16 protein-coding genes are annotated in these 17949 nt (G+C 61.9%); 7 read left to right on the plus strand and 9 right to left on the minus strand.

Annotated features, from left to right (window positions below; genetic code table 11):
- Positions 1-105 precede the first annotated feature (105 nt).
- Both LB559_RS19950 and LB559_RS19955 read left to right on the plus strand, forming a co-directional pair.
- Positions 106-1467, plus strand: coding sequence for a cytochrome ubiquinol oxidase subunit I (locus LB559_RS19950; RefSeq protein ID WP_224674810.1), 1362 nt, complete (start codon positions 106-108; stop codon positions 1465-1467).
- Positions 1468-1476: 9 nt separating this feature from the next.
- Positions 1477-2481 (plus strand): cytochrome d ubiquinol oxidase subunit II, encoded by a 1005-nt coding sequence (locus LB559_RS19955; protein WP_224674811.1) that lies wholly within the window; start codon positions 1477-1479, stop codon positions 2479-2481.
- A gap of 55 nt (positions 2482-2536) precedes the next feature.
- Here LB559_RS19955 and LB559_RS19960 read toward each other — a convergent pair whose 3' ends face one another.
- Positions 2537-5131, minus strand: a complete 2595-nt coding sequence (locus LB559_RS19960; RefSeq protein WP_224674812.1) for a helix-turn-helix transcriptional regulator — start codon at positions 5129-5131, stop codon at positions 2537-2539.
- Between the two features lie 213 nt (positions 5132-5344).
- Between LB559_RS19960 and LB559_RS19965 the strand changes: the two genes are divergently transcribed.
- The 3 genes from LB559_RS19965 (at position 5345) to LB559_RS19975 (ending at position 6455) form a co-directional block, all read left to right on the plus strand.
- On the plus strand, positions 5345-5617 hold the full coding sequence (locus LB559_RS19965; protein WP_013528685.1) for a DUF4242 domain-containing protein: 273 nt from the start codon (positions 5345-5347) through the stop codon (positions 5615-5617).
- On the plus strand, positions 5595-5882 hold the full coding sequence (locus LB559_RS19970; RefSeq protein ID WP_224674813.1) for a hypothetical protein: 288 nt from the start codon (positions 5595-5597) through the stop codon (positions 5880-5882). Before LB559_RS19965 ends, LB559_RS19970 begins: the two co-directional genes overlap by 23 nt.
- Positions 5883-5954: 72 nt before the next feature.
- Positions 5955-6455: a hypothetical protein gene (locus tag LB559_RS19975; RefSeq protein WP_224674814.1), complete on the plus strand. Its 501-nt coding sequence runs from the start codon at positions 5955-5957 to the stop codon at positions 6453-6455.
- Positions 6456-6517: 62 nt separating this feature from the next.
- Here LB559_RS19975 and msrA read toward each other — a convergent pair whose 3' ends face one another.
- The 5 genes from msrA to LB559_RS20000 form a co-directional block, all read right to left on the minus strand.
- Positions 6518-7255, minus strand: coding sequence for a peptide-methionine (S)-S-oxide reductase MsrA (gene msrA, locus LB559_RS19980; RefSeq protein WP_224674815.1), 738 nt, complete (start codon positions 7253-7255; stop codon positions 6518-6520).
- Between the two features lie 142 nt (positions 7256-7397).
- The gene (locus LB559_RS19985; protein ID WP_027162827.1) at positions 7398-7676 is read right to left on the minus strand and encodes a hypothetical protein; all 279 of its coding nucleotides are present in this window, start codon (positions 7674-7676) and stop codon (positions 7398-7400) included.
- Positions 7677-7778: 102 nt separating this feature from the next.
- Positions 7779-8477, minus strand: coding sequence for a DUF1223 domain-containing protein (locus LB559_RS19990; protein ID WP_224674816.1), 699 nt, complete (start codon positions 8475-8477; stop codon positions 7779-7781).
- 151 nt (positions 8478-8628) lie between these two features.
- Positions 8629-9000 (minus strand): endonuclease domain-containing protein, encoded by a 372-nt coding sequence (locus LB559_RS19995; RefSeq protein ID WP_224674817.1) that lies wholly within the window; start codon positions 8998-9000, stop codon positions 8629-8631.
- 108 nt (positions 9001-9108) lie between these two features.
- Positions 9109-10281, minus strand: coding sequence for a TadE/TadG family type IV pilus assembly protein (locus tag LB559_RS20000; RefSeq protein WP_024504099.1), 1173 nt, complete (start codon positions 10279-10281; stop codon positions 9109-9111).
- A 187-nt stretch (positions 10282-10468) separates the two neighbouring features.
- Between LB559_RS20000 and lepA the strand changes: the two genes are divergently transcribed.
- Positions 10469-12274 (plus strand): translation elongation factor 4, encoded by a 1806-nt coding sequence (gene lepA, locus LB559_RS20005; protein ID WP_013528692.1) that lies wholly within the window; start codon positions 10469-10471, stop codon positions 12272-12274.
- A gap of 901 nt (positions 12275-13175) precedes the next feature.
- On the opposite strand, the gene LB559_RS20010 is transcribed toward lepA, so the two are convergent.
- Both LB559_RS20010 and LB559_RS20015 read right to left on the minus strand, forming a co-directional pair.
- Complete coding sequence (locus tag LB559_RS20010) at positions 13176-13682, minus strand: hypothetical protein (RefSeq protein ID WP_224674818.1); 507 nt, start codon at positions 13680-13682, stop codon at positions 13176-13178.
- A gap of 113 nt (positions 13683-13795) precedes the next feature.
- Entirely contained in the window at positions 13796-14701 is a 906-nt protein-coding gene (locus LB559_RS20015) for a DNA-processing protein DprA (RefSeq protein WP_127370024.1), read from the minus strand.
- A 299-nt stretch (positions 14702-15000) separates the two neighbouring features.
- On the opposite strand from LB559_RS20015, the gene LB559_RS20020 reads away from it, so the two are divergent.
- Positions 15001-15513, plus strand: coding sequence for a hypothetical protein (locus LB559_RS20020; RefSeq protein WP_224674819.1), 513 nt, complete (start codon positions 15001-15003; stop codon positions 15511-15513).
- A 511-nt stretch (positions 15514-16024) separates the two neighbouring features.
- Here the strand turns inward: LB559_RS20020 and LB559_RS20025 are convergent.
- On the minus strand, positions 16025-17665 hold the full coding sequence (locus LB559_RS20025; RefSeq protein WP_224674820.1) for an ABC transporter substrate-binding protein: 1641 nt from the start codon (positions 17663-17665) through the stop codon (positions 16025-16027).
- Between the last annotated feature and the right edge of the window lie 284 nt (positions 17666-17949).

The raw sequence follows: 17949 nt of genomic DNA on the forward strand, positions 1-17949 counted from the left end.
GGGAAAATTGTCCTGTGGCGTTCAGCCTCGCGGCAGGACGCCGCTTTGACCTGAACTCGCTTCGGGCCTATTCTTCGCGAGTATTTGCAGCAGCCGGAGCCCATCATGGACCCGCTCATACTTTCGCGTATCCAGTTCGGCGCGAATATTTCATTCCACATTCTATTTCCGACGATCACCATTGCGCTGGGTTGGGTGCTGCTGTTCTTCAAGCTGCGCTACAACGCGACCAACGATTCCGCCTGGATGCGCGCCTATTTCACCTGGGTGAAGGTGTTCGCGCTGTCCTTTGCCATGGGTGTGGTTTCGGGCGTCACCATGAGCTTCCAGTTCGGCACCAACTGGCCGGGCTACATGGAAAAGGTCGGCAACATCGCCGGGCCGCTGCTGGCCTACGAGATCCTCACCGCCTTCTTCCTCGAAGCGGCCTTCCTCGGCATCATGCTGTTCGGCTTCCGCCGCGTTTCCAACCGCATCCACACGCTGGCGACGGTGCTTGTCGCCGGCGGCACCACCGTCTCGGCGTTCTGGATCATCGCGCTCAATTCCTGGATGCAGACGCCGGCCGGCTTCGAGATGCGCGACGGCGTGGCGCATGCGGTCGACTGGTGGGCAATCATCTTCAACCCGTCGATGCCCTACAGGCTGACCCACATGCTGCTGGCGTCCGGGCTGACGGTGTCGTTCCTGATCGCTGGCCTGTCGGCGCTGCGCTATCTCACCGGCGACCGTTCGGAATCGATGTGGAAGGCGCTGCGCACCGGCGTCTTCACGGCCGCGATCCTGATCCCGATTCAGATCTTCGCCGGCGACCAGCATGGGCTGAACACGCTGGAGCACCAGCCGCAGAAGATCGCCGCCATGGAAGCCAACTGGAACACCGGCCCCAACGTGCCGCTGGTGCTTTTTGCGCTTCCCGACGAGGCCGCGAAGGAAAACAAATTCGAGATCGCCATTCCCGACGGCGCCAGCCTGGTGCTGCGGCACTCGACCAGCGGTGTGGTGCCGGGACTGAACGATTATCCCGGCAACCATCCGCCGGTCTTTCCGGTGTTCTGGGGTTTCCGCGTGATGGTCGGCACAGGCATATCGATGCTGCTCGTCTCGTGGTCGGCTGCCTTCTTCCTCAAGCGCCGGCACAGCCTGCCGAAGCCGCTCGCCATGCTGATGGTACCGATGGCGCTGTCGGGCTGGCTGGCAACGCTGGCCGGCTGGTACACCACCGAAATCGGCCGACAGCCCTGGCTGGTGACGGGCGTGCTGAAAACGGCAGACGCGGTCGGCCCGGTGGCGGGCAGCCATGTCGCGCTGACGCTGGCGACCTACCTCGTTCTCTATGTGCTTTTGCTGATCGCCTATCTCGGCGTGCTGGTGCACCTGGCGCTGAAGGCGGCGAAGGACGGCGATTCATCGCCGCTGCCGGGCGTCATGAACGCCGCCATGTCACAGCCGGCGGCTGGCGAGTAGGAGAAGAAGATGAGCTTCGACTGGCCAACCGCGCTTCCCCTCATCTTCGCCGGCCTGATGGGCCTCGCCATCCTGATCTACGTCATTCTCGACGGTTTCGATCTCGGCATCGGCATCCTGTTCGCCGCCGCCGAAGAGGCCGAACAGGATACGATGATTGCCGCGATCGGCCCGTTCTGGGACGCCAACGAAACCTGGCTGGTGCTGGCCGTCGGCCTGCTGCTGGTCGCTTTCCCGCTGGCGCATGGCGTCATCCTGACGGCGCTCTACATTCCGGTCTTCGTGCTTTTGCTCGGGCTGATCCTGCGCGGCGTCGCCTTCGATTTCCGCGCCAAGGTGCCAGCTGGCCGGAAGCATCGCTGGAACCGTATTTTCTTCCTGGGTTCGCTCATCGCCTCGCTGGCGCAGGGCTACATGCTGGGTGTCTATGTGCTCGGCCTCGATGTCGGCCTCGGCGGCATGGCGTTCGGCGTGCTGGTGGCGTTCTGCCTTGCCGCCGCCTACGCGGCGATGGGCGCCGCCTGGGTGATCTACAAGACCGAAGGCGAGCTGCAGAAGAAGGCGGTGCGCTGGCTGCGCACGACGCTGGTGCTGACCGCGCTCGGCATGGCCGCGGTGTCGCTGGCGACGCCCTTCGCCAGCCCGCGCATCTTCGACAAATGGTTCGTCTGGCCGGAGATGCTTTATCTGTCGCCGCTGCCGATCCTGTCGGCGCTGCTGTTTCTGTGGCTGTGGCAGCAGACCTTCCATCTGCCGAAGCCCGACGACCGCCATTCACTGACGCCGTTCCTGACGCTGGCGGCCATCTTCGCGCTTGGCTTTGCCGGCCTCGCCTGGTCGTTCTACCCGTTCGTGGTGCCGGATCGCCTGACCATCTGGCAGGCAGCCTCGGCACCGGAAAGCCTGGCCATCATCCTGGCCGGCACCGTGGTGGTGCTGCCGATCATCATCTTCTATTCCTTCTATGCCTACCGGGTGTTCGGCGGCAAGGCGACCGACCTGACCTACGATTGATCCGCTCCATCTCTTTGACGCAAAGCGCCATGGGCTTTCTCAGGAAGGGCTGCTTTCAGATCAGCCCGGAATCGCGCGCGGCAGCTGTGGCCTCGCCACGCGAGATGGCATCCAGCTTACCCAGAACCGCGGAGACATGGTGATCGACGGTTTTTGGTGAAATGGTCAGATGCTCTGCGATCCGCTTGTTGGAGAAGCCGCGCTCGATCAGTTGCAGCACTTCCATCTGGCGTTGGGTCAGGCCGGCGCTGTTGGCGCGCGTGGTCTGGCGCGGCCCCCGGGCGATGCGAATGACGCCGTTGCGCCGCATGATTTCGCGCACATGGCTCGCAACCGGCTTGGCTCCAAGGGTCTCGAATATCTCGAGTGCCGCACGCTGCGCCGGCTCATCGCCCTGGGCGAGCGCGAGCGCACGTTCATAAGGTGCGTTGAGATCCGCCCAGACCGCGGCCGCCCCTTGCCAGTCGCCAGCCAGGAGCATTCGGTACGGCGCGGCCATGCCGGCCGTATCCCCCGCGTCGCTACCGGCGGAGAGGATCTGGCGCCAGCTGGCCAGTTCGGCAAACATAGCCCGCGTCGGCGACAGGGTCTCGGCAAGGTCGATCAGCCGCAGCGCCTCGGCGATTTCCGCCTCGCCGAGCCATGCCTGCTCGGCGACGATGGCGGCGTACGGCAACAGCCGCTGCAATTCGGCTCCCCTTTCCAGGAACCGATTCATTTCCGCCAGCAGCGGCTCGGCCGAAGGATCTCCGCGCCGAAGACGCAGTTTCACCAGGGCCACCAAAGCGGGATAGCGGACCAGCGCCGTCGCCTGGTCATTGCTTATGACATCCAGAGCCTCGGCGGCAGCTTCGTTCCAGTATCCCTGACGCAACAACAACTGTGCCCGAACCCCACGCATATAGTCACGCCAAGTCGCCAGATCGTTGTCGACGCAATAGTCGATGCCGCGATCGAGGAAGGATTGAGCCTGGCTGTAGCCCAATTGGTTGATCTCGCCACAGGCGCAATTGGTGAAGGCACGCGCGGCGTGCTCCTGAAAATTCTGCTCCAGCGCGATTTCGAGGCTGCGGGCGAGATGCAGCCGGCTGCTGGCCAGATCCAGCCACTGCTCGGCGGCGCCGACATTGTTGAGCGCGTGACAAACGACATCCTGCCGGTCCAGCTGCTCGGCAAGCTCGATCGCCCTGCCGCCCAGCGACAGGGTCTCGTCGAGCCTTTCGGCCAGCATCGCCAGCTGCGAAAGGTTCGAATAGGCCATGGCAAGTTCGGCACTGGCGGGAACTGCCTCCAGCAACGCGACCGCCTGGGCGCCGAACAGGTCGGCTGCCGGGCGGTCGCCCAACAGATAGGCGAAGCGCGATAGCCACCTGAGGCTGTCGCCTTCCTTCAGCGTGTTGCCAAGCGCCTTTTGCAACGCGCGGGCTTGTTCCTGCGCCTTGATGGCCTCGTCAATGCGGGCGATCAAGTGACACTCGAAGGCATACTGCTCGTAAAGTCCGGCGCGTTCTTCCACGGGCAAGGTGTCGGCCTGCCGCAAGGCAACCTCATAGTAGCCGGCGGCGTCGCGATGGGCGCCGACACGCGAAGCCTCGCGCGCGGCGATCGGCGCGAATTCGCGCACCGCCTCGAAATTGTGCGCTTCCACGGCGTGATGGACCAGGCGTGCGGTGGCGACGCCGCCGTTTTCAAGCAGCGCCGACAGCGCGCGCTGGTTGAACAGTCTCCTGTAACTTGTCGTCAGCATCATCTCGATGGCGCGGCGTGCGATTTCATGGCGGAAGGCATAGCCATCGCCCAGATCGTCGAGCAGCCCATTCGACACACATTCCGCCAGCTGTCCGGCGCTGGCGACGCCGCACAGGCCCTGCAGAGCCCAAGCATCGGCCCGCCTGGGAAACACCGACACCGCGTCGAGCATCGAGCGGGCACCAGCGGACAGCCGTTCGGCCCGCGCCACAACGGCGTCCCGCACGCTGGCCGGCGGCGTCATCTCATTGTCGGCGCACAGGAGCTCGGTGACGAAGAAGGCATTGCCGGCGGTGACCCGGTAGATGGCATCGCCATCGCGGCCGGCAGCGCTGGCGAGCGACAGGACGGCCGCCTCGCTCAACAGCGGCACGTCGATACGGGCAACGTTGCCCGACGGAATTTCACCCAGCGCCCGGCGCACACGCGCCTGTCCTTCGCTGCGGTCGGTGCGCGCCGTCAACAGGACCAGGATGTGGGTGTTGGCGATGCGCCGGCCAAGAAAGCGGACGAAATCGAGCGTCGCGTCGTCCGCCCAATGCAGATCCTCGATTACCAGAAGCGTCGGCTGGGTCCTTGTCTCGAACACGTCGAGGGCACCGGAGAACAGTGGCAGCCGCTGACCCTGCCTGGCGTCGATCGCCTGCGGCATCGCCCATTGCGCCTCGCGGGCGAGGTCATAGAGCGGTCCGAGCGGATCGGGGATCGACAGGTCCTCGCAGGCGCTGCGCAAGATGCGCGTAGCCTTGGCCGCGCCGGCGACGAAGGCCTCGACCAGTGCGGTCTTGCCGGCGCCGGCCTCGCCCGACAACGCCACCACGCTGCCGCGACCACGCGCGGCTTCGGCGAGAAGTCCGTCCAGCTGCTCCAGCTGTGTCTGCCGTTCCAGAAGCATGATCATCCGCTTTTCGTGATCCGGGTCGCTGCCGCACCCCGCTTTCGTCAGGCAGGATAGCGCGGCCCGGTATCGGCTTTGTGGCTCCAGCAGTGAACGCCGTTAACATGGGGAATCGTCCCACGAAACATAGGGAAAGGTTCCGATGCGCGCCCCTGGCGAGCGTGATCAATGTCCTCCGCGCTCAAAACCGGGCGTGAAACAGCAAAGGAACCTGATATGCCTCGCTATGTGGTTGAACGTACATTTCCCAACGGCCTCAGCGTGCCGGTGAACGATGCCGGCGCCGATGCGCTGGGCGGCGTCATCATGCGCAACGCGGAGAAAGGCGTGACCTGGGTGCAGTCCTTCGTCTCGCCCGACAAGAAGCAGAGCTTCTGCATCTATGACGCGCCTTCGCCGGAAGCGATCCGCAGCACGGCCCAGAAAAACGCGCTGCCTGTCGACAAGATCACGGAGGTGCGGGTTCTTGACCCTTACTTTTACCGTTGACCCGATCGATGAGTATCAAACTGCCCTTCGCGGCGACGGCAGCGTGCCTGACGAATCGTTCAGCGGGCCGTCGGCGGCGTCGAGACCCATCGGACGAGACCCGTTACCGGGCCGGGCTTTCTGGCGGCTGGCCTCGCTGCTGTTCGCGCCATTGCGCAAGAGTCGGCGTCGATTGCCTCCGCAGGACGATTATCTGAGACGCGACATCGGCCTGCCGGAGCTCGAGGGTCTGCCGCACTACTGGGACTTCACCCGGTACCAATGATGCGTGCAGCCGAGATCCGACGTCGCAGCGGGAGCGGCTGCTCCCGCGCGCCATCAACAAGGAGGAGAGAACATGAACATCCATCTGTGGACCAAACACCTCATCAACCTGTCGATCCTGTCGATCGCGGCCACGGCGGCCAATGCTCACAACGCTGGCGCGCTGGACGAGAAGGTGCGGGCAGCCAACAGCCGCTTCGAGAACGTGGCGATGGCGACGGCCGAGGGCTATGCGCCGATCCCTTGCGCCAGCGGCATCACCGGCGGCGCCATGGGCATCCACTATGTCAATGCCGGTTATCTGAAGGACGATGCGGTCGAACTCGCCAAGCCCGAGGCGTTGATGTACGAGCCGATGGCAAACGGCAAGCTGAGGCTGGTGGCCGTCGAGTACATCACCTCGAAAGGTCCGGCTTCGCTGGAAGGGCAGCTGTTCAATTTCGACAGTGCGCCCAACCGCTACGGTCTAGGCCCGTTCTATGAACTGCATGTCTGGGCCTGGAAGAAGAACCCGGCCGGCACCTTCGCCGACATGAACCCGACTGTGTCGTGTGACGCGATGAAGGCCATGTAGCCGGCAGGGGCGGGGCGGCTGAGTGCGCAAATCTCCCCCCGCGAGGGGGAGATTGCGCGTTCTCAGTTGCTCGCCGACAGCACCAGCACCGGCTTCTCGCTATAGAGCGCCGGGAACAGGGCCTTCAGGTTCGCCACCTTGGGCAGGTCGTTGTAGACGATGTAGGGATAGGTCGGGTTCAGCGTCAGAAAGTCCTGATGATAATTCTCGGCCGGATAGAAGGTCTTGCCGGTTTCCAGCGTGGTGACGATCGGCTCCGGGAACACCTTGGCCTGGTCGAGCTGGGCGATGTAGCTTTGCGCGATCTTCTTTTGGGCATCGTTTTCGGCGAAGATCGTCGAGCGGTACTGCGTGCCGGAGTCCGGACCCTGGAAATTCAGCTGGGTCGGGTTGTGGGCGACCGAGAAATAGACCTGCAGCAGCTGGCCGTAGGTCACCTTCGACGGATCGTAGGTGATCTCGACGGATTCGGCATGCCCGGTGCGGCCTGAGCCGACCGTCTCGTAGACGGCGGTGTCCTTGTCGCCGCCGGTGTAGCCGGAGACGGCCCTGGTCACGCCCTTGACGTGCTGGAACACGCCCTGCACGCCCCAGAAACAACCGCCGGCGAAAACTGCCTTTTCAGTGCCGGTGGCCGCCTTCTCGTCGAGTGCCGGCGGCGGGATCTTCACCGCGTCCTCGGCCGAAACCGCCGGCGTCAGCCAGAACGCGGCGCCCGCTGCGGCCAGCGCAAGGGCGGCGAGCGCGCTGCGGAAGACGTTCGACGATTGTCTGATGACTGGTTTTTGAATGTCGGTCATGGCTTGAGCTCCTGTGACGTCCATCATGTGGAGTCTATTGGATAAGATACGACGATGCGACGTGCGAGTTGCGGCCGAAGCCTCACTTTCACGTGCATCCGGCTTCGGACCCGCGGGACCGAAGCCGGAAACAGCACCGCCTTTACTTGGCCGGAGCCATCGCATCCGTTGCCGGCTTCATGGCGTCAGCCGCCGGCTTCATGGAATTGGTGGCCATCGGGTCGGCAGGCTTCATCGCATCCGTTGCAGGTTTCATGGCGTCTGCGGCCGGCTTCATCGCATCCGCGGCCGGTTTCATGGCATTTGCAGCCGGCTTCATCGCATTGGTCGCGTCGTCGGCACGGGCGATGCCGCCGGCAAACAGCGCCGTCGAGCACAGAGCGAGAGCGAGCGCCGGCAGCGTCAGGCGGGAAGTGGTCATGATGATCTCCTTGGGGTTGGCGTTGAAGGCGCGCCCTCTAGGCGGCCGTGCTATGCGGCGCCGCTCCATGCGGCGTTGCGCAATCTCTTGTCGAAGCGGGATCTAGTCGGTCGCGGCGGCCAGGATCGGTCCGCCACCGGGCGACTGCACGAGCACGGCGGTGCTCATGCCGCCGGACGCGGCGGGCAGAGGATACGTCGCTGCCGCGCCGGTCCAGCTGCCGAGTTTTTCGAGCGCATGCACGACATTGGCGTGCGGCAAGGTGCGGCCGGTGTTTTCGCCGCGCGAAACAGGCACCTCGACCACGCCCTTGGCATAGCGCACCAGCCAGACATCGGCGTGGCCGCCAGGTGCGGCGCCGGCGCCGATGCTGATCCTGCCGCCATCGAGCGACAATGCCGGGCCGCTCGTCCGGCCGCTCACCGAGATCAGTTTTTCGATCTCGCCGGGTGCGGCGCCGACGACATCGGCATGGCCGTTGACCACCACTTGCGGCGTGAACGGCCCGTCATGACCGAGCGCCGGCTCATAACTGACCTGGCGCCGGGTGAATTCCTGTTTTCCGAAAATATCCTTCCAGCCGAGATAGTCCCAGTAGGTGACGTTGAACGACAGCGCCAGCACACCGGGCTGGTCCTTGACCTTGATCAGATTGGCATTGGCCGGCGGGCAGGACGAGCAGCCCTGGCTGGTGAACAGCTCGACCACGCTGAGCGGCTGGGCGGCGGCCGCACCGAGCGACGCTGCCAGCGCAATCGCCGAGAGGCTGGGCATTTTGATGAACGTGTTGGACCCTGACATCGGCTTGCTCCGTGGGCGGCGGCGCCTGGAAGCACCGCAGATATCCCCACTTCGCCGCTGTCGGCGCCTTCGTTACAGCGCTCACCGGTTTGTGATCGGGCCGCAGGCGTTCTTCCCTTCTCCCCCTGTGGGAGAAGGGAAGAACGCGCCCCTACCGCCAAGGCTGTAGGCTGGTATCCCGTACATAGGCGATGATGGTATCGCAAACGGCGTTCATGTCTTTCAGAACGTCATCGTTCCAAAAGCGCAGAATGCGAAAGCCTTTCTCTTCCAGGTGAGTTTTGCGGACGCTGTCAGACTCCAACTCCGCATGCTGGCTGCCATCGATCTCGACGACCAAGCGTGCTTCGAAGTAGACGAAATCAGCAATGTACTTTCCGATGGGAACCTGGCGCCGAAATTTTATCCGGTCGAGCCTGCGGTCGCGCAGTTCATGCCACAGCCGGTCTTCCGCTTCCGTCATTACACACCGGAGCGAACGGGCGAAGCTTCGTTTGGCTGGCGGGACAGGTTGATGCGGCATGGCTTAGATTAGCCGGCTATTGCGCTCCGTCCAGCACCCCTCATCCGTCTCGGCGCTACGCGCCGATCCACCTTCTCCCGCAAGGGGAGAAGGCAAGAGGAGCAGCATCTACTGCGTCAGCAGTGTGTCGGACGGTCGCTTGTTGAAGTCGCACTTGCCCATCACGCTGTAGAAGAAGTCGGCGTTCGTAACGTCTGGCAGTGGAGGATTGTTGCCGCCGTCTTCCCATGCCTGATCGCTGGTCTCGCTGCAGGGCACCACGGCGAAGATGTCGACGACCGTGTTGCTGGCAACCTCGACGGGGAGGTATTTGGAAGGGTTCAGGGCCTTTTGTGCCGCGGTGCTGTACCCGGCGCCGAGGTAGAGCCGGTTCGACGTGTCTGTATTGTTCGACCTGAGCGGGTTGACCGGCCCGGACGGCACATCCATCTGCAGATAGAGCTTGTCCATCGTGCTCACGTTGATTGTTGCGCCACTGCTGTTTCCGGCGGAATTCGTGGTCGCGCACGTCGTCTTGAAATAGACGGTGGAGCCGTTCGTTTTTCCGCTTTTTGCCACCGCGGTGCTTTTGTAAACTCCCGCAGTGGCCGTGAAATCGGTTGTTGATCCTACTGTCGTGCACAGTTGGGTCTGAACCAGCGTATCGGTTGGTCCCGTGGTAATAGTTGTCGTCCCGTAACCTTTCGGCTCGGCAGCGGTATAGGTCTTACCACCGCTCGTATAGGAATAACTATACGCTTTGTAGTTATAGTTGGCCTTCATCATGGCCGTCGGCGTGGTCGTGGAGGTCCAACCGTAGGGAAGGCCGTACAGAGTCATGGTCTTGTTCCAGTAGCCCGAAACGTGATCGACATTGAACGTAGCTTCGACCAGCGCCGGCGTCTTGCTCACCGCCGACGCGACGCCGACCGTTACCGTGGGAATCCTGGCGATCTGCATGAACACGGTCGGCATGGCGAAACTTGCCGAGGCCTGCGCGGTGGCGGTGCCGTTGGCGCTGACGTCGAAGCTGTTCAGCGTCGCGGTGCCCTGTCCACCATTGGCCACGTAGGAAGCCTGCATCGCCACCTGGCGCTGCGGCTTCGTCGAGGCCGTATCCATCGTGGTGATCGACAGGATCGCGGCGTCGAGTGCCGCCTGCTCGGTCGACCTGGTCTGGACAGCGGAGGTGTAGTCGACGGAAAAGCCGATCGCGGTGATCAACGGTATCATGGCAAGAATGAGTATCGGTGCGAACGAGCCGCTCCGCGACTCGATAAAACTGCCTGCAAGCCCCCGCATGCCTTCGTCCTTACATCAGATATTTCCCTCCGCTAACATCCCGTTCGCAAATTATGCTCTAACGGGCTTGGTTAAAATTTATAGATTTTTCGCGAAAAGCGCGAAAAAAGCGACAGGTGCCCGTGCTGCCTGCTCCGGCAAAGGCGCACAGCTTGCTCGGGCAAGCCACCCCTGCTAAACGCGCGCCATGAGCACGCCCCTCGACCACATCCGCAATTTCTCCATCGTCGCCCATATCGACCATGGCAAATCCACGCTTGCCGACAGGCTGATCCAGCTGACCGGCGGGCTGGAGCTGCGCGACATGAAGGAGCAGGTGCTGGACTCGATGGACATCGAGCGCGAGCGCGGCATCACCATCAAGGCGCAGACGGTGCGGCTGAAGTACCGCGCCAACAATGGCGAGGACTATATCCTCAATTTGATCGATACGCCCGGCCATGTCGACTTCGCCTATGAAGTGTCGCGGTCGCTGGCCGCCTGCGAGGGCTCGCTGCTGGTCGTCGATGCCTCCCAGGGCGTCGAGGCGCAGACGCTGGCCAATGTCTACCAGGCGATCGACAACAACCACGAGATCGTCGTGGTGCTGAACAAGGTCGACCTGCCGGCCGCCGAGCCCGAGCGCATCCGCGAGCAGGTCGAGGAGGTGATCGGCATCGACGCCTCCAATGCCGTGCTGATCTCGGCCAAGACCGGGCTGGGCATTCCCGACGTGCTGGAAGCGATCGTCCACCAATTGCCGCCGCCGCGCGAAGGCGACGCCACGGCGCCCCTGAAGGCGATGCTGGTCGACTCCTGGTACGACGCCTATCTCGGCGTCATCGTGCTGGTGCGCGTCATCGACGGCGTGCTGAAGAAGGGCCAGACCATCCGCATGATGGGCACCGGCGCCAAATATCTGGTCGAGCGCACCGGCGTGTTCACGCCGGCGCGCATCAATGTCGAGGAGCTCGGCCCCGGCGAGTTCGGCTTCTTCACCGGCTCGATCAAGGAAGTGGCCGACACCCGCGTCGGCGACACCATCACCGAGGACAAGCGCGCCACCGCCAAGGCGCTGCCCGGCTTCAAGCCGGCGCAGCCTGTGGTGTTCTGCGGCCTGTTCCCGGTCGACGCCGCCGATTTCGAGGATCTGCGCGCCGCAGTCGGCAAATTGCGCCTCAACGACGCCAGCTTCTCTTTTGAAATGGAAACCAGCGCGGCGCTCGGCTTCGGCTATCGCTGCGGCTTCCTTGGCCTCTTACATCTGGAAATCATCCAGGAGCGGCTGGAGCGCGAGTTCAACCTCGACCTGATCGCTACGGCGCCCAGCGTCGTCTACCGGCTGGCTCTGACCGACGGCTCGATGAAGGAACTGCACAACCCGGCCGACATGCCGGACGTGGTCAAGATCTCGGCGATCGAGGAGCCGTGGATCCGCGCCACCATATTGACCCCCGACGACTATCTCGGCGGCATATTGAAACTCTGCCAGGACCGGCGCGGCATCCAGGCCGACCTGTCCTATGTCGGCAAGCGCGCCATGCTGATCTACGACCTGCCGCTCAACGAAGTCGTCTTCGATTTCTACGACCGGCTGAAGTCGATCTCCAAGGGCTACGCCTCCTTCGACTATCACCTGACCGACTACCGCGAGGGCGACCTGGTGAAGATGTCGATCCTGGTCAATGAGGAGCCGGTCGATGCGCTCTCCATGCTGGTGCACCGCACGGCGGCGGAAAAGCGCGGCCGGCAGATGTGCGAGAAGCTGAAGGAGCTGATCCCGAACCATCTGTTCAAGATCCCGATCCAGGCCGCGATCGGCGGCAAGGTCATCGCCCGCGAAACCATCTCCGCGCTGCGCAAGGACGTGACCGCCAAATGCTACGGCGGCGACGTCTCGCGCAAACGCAAGCTGCTGGACAAGCAGAAAGAAGGCAAGAAGCGGATGCGCCAGTTCGGCAAGGTGGATATTCCGCAGGAGGCGTTTATCCAGGCGCTGAAGATGGGGGATTGAGAAGCCGGTTGGTGCGCGCAGCGCGCCAAGTCATCGATCCGGTGGATCGATGGCAGGCTTCGAAAGCGGGGGAGCTGCCGGAGGCAGCGGGCCCCCCGCCAGCGCGGCGTTGACGCTGCGCGGTGGAGAATATTCTCCGGGAGGTGGGGTGGGGTGTTCGCCGGGCGCAGGCGGAGGCTCTCCCAAATCCGCAGTAATTTCTCGAAAAATGCCATCGATATTCGCGAAGATCAGCCGACCTAATTCGACAACGTCCGATGCGTCGCCCAGACGAATAAAACGCATGGTTCGCAGGCATAGCACCGCAATGTCATCGGGCGAATTGTTCGCTGTTTGATAAACAGGCGGGAATGAGGATAGAACGGCTCGGGCCAATCTTGGCTCTAGGCGCGGCGAAGCAGTATTCCAAACATGTAGGGCGACAGACTGGCTTCCGACTCGGAGGCCAAAATTCGGTGTGAACTTAACCGAAAAGATTTCGCTCGGGCTTCGCACGGTAGTTGGCGGGAACTCCAAAATCGCGCCCAGGTTAAGAGCTCTCCAAGCCTCCAACTGCTGTAGGCCAAGTTGAGCGGATCGTCTCTCTGGCTCTTGTACAAACTCTCTAACGACTCTCCAGCCATCAGACGTTGGCAGAGTCGGCGGAGGCTACTGTGAAAATCATAGCCTCCCCCTCGTGGCGTAAATCTTCGACGCAGCTCCGTCCGTTGCGGTCGGTCGTGTCATATGTAAAATTCTTAAGAAAGCAGAAATTCCGAACGCTGGCATTGAGACACCTTCGCGGATTTCGATTCGCAATCACTAATATATACGAAGATTCCTATTTTGTTCTCTCATTTAACATGCCAATCGCTAAAGGGTGAATATGGCATAGTTAGAATCGGAGAGTCGTGGCTTTCGATCACTCGGCTAGGGTGTCAAACAGCGAAGGCTGGTCGTCATCATGGACAACGCGGGCGAGGAACACTCCCTTTATCGGGACGTGCGGGTAAGCCTCATGGAGAAGTGCCTGTGCCGCCTTAAAAGAAGCTCCCCTTGCGATCACATCATCAAATATTGCAATCGTATCGACGCTCTGGGGCAGGTTAACAGTTTGGAATGCCCAGCCCGCCTTCAAACTTGCGGGGTCTGGTCGATTACTAGTATCATGAGCCGCAACGCGTTCTTCAATTTGTTTTATACAATTAATAATTATCGCGCCAGCTCCAAAACTTCGAGTTATCAGTCGCAAAAGTCTATCGTCATAAGCTGGGTGGCTGACGGGCTTACTGCACGGAACAGGGCACCAAGCAATCTTTGACAAGCGATCCGTTAGCACTGCGCTACGAAGTTTTTCTGCCCAATAGTCAGTTGACCGCGCCTTATGTTTATAGCGATGGACATTCTCATCGCGGATTGCAGGGCTCATTTTAAAGTTTAAGATGTGGTTGTTCGTCTCGGACTTATAACCCCCGTGCGCGGTATACCAGATAAAGGATATAGTCATCTTTCTCTAGGAAGCCATGCTCCCCGCGTGTCAGATCATCGATCTTTGTAAAGCGCGCTGACATTTGCCAAAATATCTTCAATACCAGAAACTCGGATCGCGCCTAGTTCCTCGAACCTGTGGGGCCACGTTATATCGGATCTATGAAAACAGCTTTCAAGAATTAATAGCGGTCGACCTTGTGCTAAAGCCGCTCGCGCTTGCGTGAGTGTTCCAGATGTTTCCCCAGCTTCAACAATAACAGTTGCATCCGTCAAAGCACTCATCGTTATGTTCCGCTCTGGGAAAAAGGTTCGCGTCTTATTCAAGGGCATAGCCTTGTATGCCACAACCGGAACCTGCGATATCAAAAGGTTCTCTCGGGCTATCTTCTCATGAATACCCCTATTTTCTCTCGGATAAGCCGTAGAAATTGGAGTTCCCACTACTGCAATTGTGGGGAATTTCAGAGATATGGCTGTTTCATGGACAATTGCATCGATCCCTTTCGCCAGCCCGGAGACCGGAATAATTTTGTCAGAAATCAGCCCCTGGACTATTCGGCGGGTCTGCAAAATACCTTCATCGCTTGGCTCACGAGTGCCCACCACTGCAATAGAAGGCTGTTCTGAGAGCGCCCAATAGCCTTGATAATAAAGCAGTTCGATAGGATGTTTCGCTACACGAATTTTGTTGGGATATTCGCCGGCGCCGTGAATCCTGACACCATACGGAGCAGAGCTAAATTTCCGTATTTGTTCATCTGCTAGTTCGGCATATTTGACTGCTGTGGGATATGGGACGAAATCAGAGGGAACAGAAAAGGGGACACCGCCGAACCTGTCGGCAATCGACTTAAATGATGCCCCATGGTCCAGCCAAAGGGCCTCATACGCACCCATTTCCAACCAAGGAGAAATGGGGTCGGAAGACTTAAGATCGAATTGCGTAGCTGCGGTCATGTTGCCTATTTAGGGCTGCATCGGCAGATGTTCGACTGGAATTGCGTCAAGGCGCATTTTGGAACAAAACAGGAACTTACACAAGAGACTTTATTGCCGAGCATTTGCAATCGGTTACGTCGTATCCTAATCGGGAATTGCCGGGGAAAACGCCTCCCCTTGTAGCAGGGAAGCCCTGTCGTACAGGCGGCGAGAATACTTGGCCGTCCGCTCCATTCCCCTTCTCCGATGTCCGCCCGTCACCTATTGTAAACGCCCCGCCCTGTCGTATCCTCTCTCCCGGCTTGGGGAGACATCACATGCGTTCCACTCTAGACACCGTCGCCGCGATCGGCCTCGCCATCGGCGGTGCCTTCGGCCTTGCCGGCACCTTCGTCGCCAGCGCCCCACTTCGCGAAACACTCTGGACGATCGACGGTGCCGCACTGGTGGTCGCCACCGCGCTGTTGACGATGAAATACCAGCGGCTGGGCAATGACTGCATAGCCGCGGGCTTCCTGACCTTCCTGGCCGGAGAGACCCTGCTGATGGCGGGCAATGCGGCGGGGCTGGAGGCCAGCGTGCCCTCCTATGTCGGCGGCATCTCGCTTTGGGCGGCGGCACTGGTCATGGTCAGCGTGCCCAGGACATTTGCCCTGTGGATGCGGCTCACCGCGCTGGTGGCGGCCGTGCTGTTTGTCGTCTCGGCTTGCATGATCCTCTGGGGGGCGCCCTTGCTGCCTACCTCGGCACCGCTGCCCGCCGCGGGCTATCCGTTCCTGGTGCTGACCTTTGCCGGCTGGATCTGGACGCTGCTGAAGCCGGCCCGGTGAGGCTTTGTCCGCTTGCGTACCAAACGTCCGGCCTGGTTGATCGGGCATCGGCGGGGCGGTAAAAAATCCGGGCGGCGGACCCAGGTTCGCCAGTGGCCGGCGCGGGCTCAGGCAACTGCCTCACCGGCATTCGCGCCGGCCATTTTCAACCCGCAGATGATCGCAGCGATCCACCGGCTAGCCCTGCACTTGAAGGGGCGCTGACGCTTCTGACCTTCTCCCCTTGTGGGAGAAGGTGGATCGGCGCGCAGCGCCGAGACGGATGAGGGGTGCGTGACGGAGTGAGGCGGTGAAGGTTCTGCTCTGGTTCAGGGCGTTTACTGTTGGCGTATCGCCAAGCTGGAACACCCCTCATCCGTCTTGCCGCTGCGCGGCAATCCACCTTCTCCCACAAGGGGAGAAGGTTAGAAATGCCGGCGCATCACCGTCGCCCGGCCCTTCGCAGGCTCAGAGCGTTCGAGGCTCGTAAAGCCAAGCAATTGGCTTTACGTCCGCTAGCGCGGACCGCCTCTCAGCTCTCAATCCACACCTTCTCAAAGTGCTGCTCCAGCGCCTGGTGCTGTTCGCAGCCTTCGACGCCCTTGCGGTAGGTCCGGTAGACCGAGCGCCAGTAGGGTTGGATGATGATGCCTGAATCGCGCAAATTCTGCTCGATCTTGCCCATGATCTCCTTGCGCGCCTTGGCGTCGGGTGTCGCCAGTGCCTTGTCGAGCAGCGTGTCGAACTCGGGATTGGCGTAGGCGCTCTCGTTCCAGGCGGCGCCGGATTTATACGCCAGCGCCAGCACCTGGACGCCGAGCGGGCGGCCGAGCCATTCGGTGCAGGAGAAGGGGTATTTGCTCCAGTCGTTCCAGAAGGTGGCGGCGGGCAGCACGGTGCGCTTGATCTTGAGGCCGGCCTCGCGCATCTGCGCGCCGATGGCGTCGCCGGTGCTCTTTTGCCATTCGACGTCGACGGAGATGAGCTCGAACTCGTGGTCTGATTTGCCGGCCTCGGCCAACAGCTTCTTCGACTGCTCGACGTCACGCTTCGCCGGGCCGATATCGGCATATTCGGGGTGCATGGGGCCGACATGATGGTTGTCGGCGGGCTTGCCGCGGCCGCCGAGGCCGAGCGCCAGCACGGCGGCATTGTCGACGGCGAGCTGCGCGGCGCGGCGCACCTTGACGTCGTCATAGGGCGCGTTGGCGACATTGAAGCGGGCGACGATGGTCGAGCCGGTGGCGATCTCGGAGTTCATCAGCCCCATCGTCTCGGTCTGCGAGACGGCATCGGAAGCGGTCTCGTGGTCGGTGTCGATCTCGCCGGATTCGAAGGCCGAGAGCATGGCGTTGGGGTCGGAGCCGTAGTCGACCCATTTGATGCCGTCCAAGTAGAATTCGCCCTTCCACCAGGGCTTATCCTTGCGCTTCACCTCGGCACCGGTCTCGGCATCCCAGCTGACCAGCTCGCAGGGACCGGTGGTGATGGCCAGCGCCTTCAGGGGATCGCCGTCGCCCTCATAGGAGCGGTGCATGATCAGTGCCGGATAGTCGGCCATGCCGGCGATCAGCGAGATGTCGGGCTTCGGCAGGTTCAGCTTGATGGCGAAGTCGTCGACCTTTTCGATGCCGCCATCGACGACCTTCTTGGTGTCGGCATTGACCAGCGCGCCCATGCGCGCGGCGACCGAATTGCCCGGCACGGAAGCGTCGCACCAGCGGGTGAGGTTGTGGATGACATCGTCGGCGTTGAAGGCATCGCCGTTCGACCAGGAGATGCCCTTGCGCACGTGCAGGGTCAGCGTCCTGGCGTCGTCGCTCGCCTCCCAGCTTTCGAGCAGCCAGGGCTCGAAGGAGAAGTCGGTGTTCCAGCGCACCAGATATTCGTTGCAGTGGCGCGCGACATTCGACATCTCGACGCCGTCGAAGGTGCGCGGGTCCTTGAAACCCTTGACGTTCATGGCGACGCGCAGGACGCCGCCCTTCTTGGGTTCCGCCGCGCGGGCAGGGATGGTGCCAAGTCCGCCCAGCGCCAGCGCCCCGGCGGCGCTGACGCCGAGCCCGGCCATCAGCGCCAGATATTCGCGGCGGTTGATGCCGCCGGCCTTGAAATCGTCGGCCACGGGTTTGGCTTGCGGGTGGAGTTTGCGGTCGGTCAGCATGAATTTCATCGTCGTTCCCCTGTTGTTGATGCATGCCGCCCAAAGGTGCCCAGCGGTTTGGGACATGGCATGCACAGAAAATCGCCCCGGCCGATCGACAGGCGCGGGGGCGGACGCGACCGCCGGGGCGCCGTTGCTGAGGGGGAATGATAGAGCGGGGTGACGCTGCGGAGTGTTCGCTTTTCCGCAGTGATTGTGCGGGGTTCCGCGGGGCTAATCTCCCCCTCAAGGGGGGAGATTGGCGCTTTACCGTCGGCAACTGCTCAATACGGCCACTCGCCCCTGCCCAGCGC

It is taken from the genome of Mesorhizobium sp. BR1-1-3, from assembly GCF_020165455.1.
Taxonomy (GTDB): domain Bacteria; phylum Pseudomonadota; class Alphaproteobacteria; order Rhizobiales; family Rhizobiaceae; genus Mesorhizobium; species Mesorhizobium ciceri.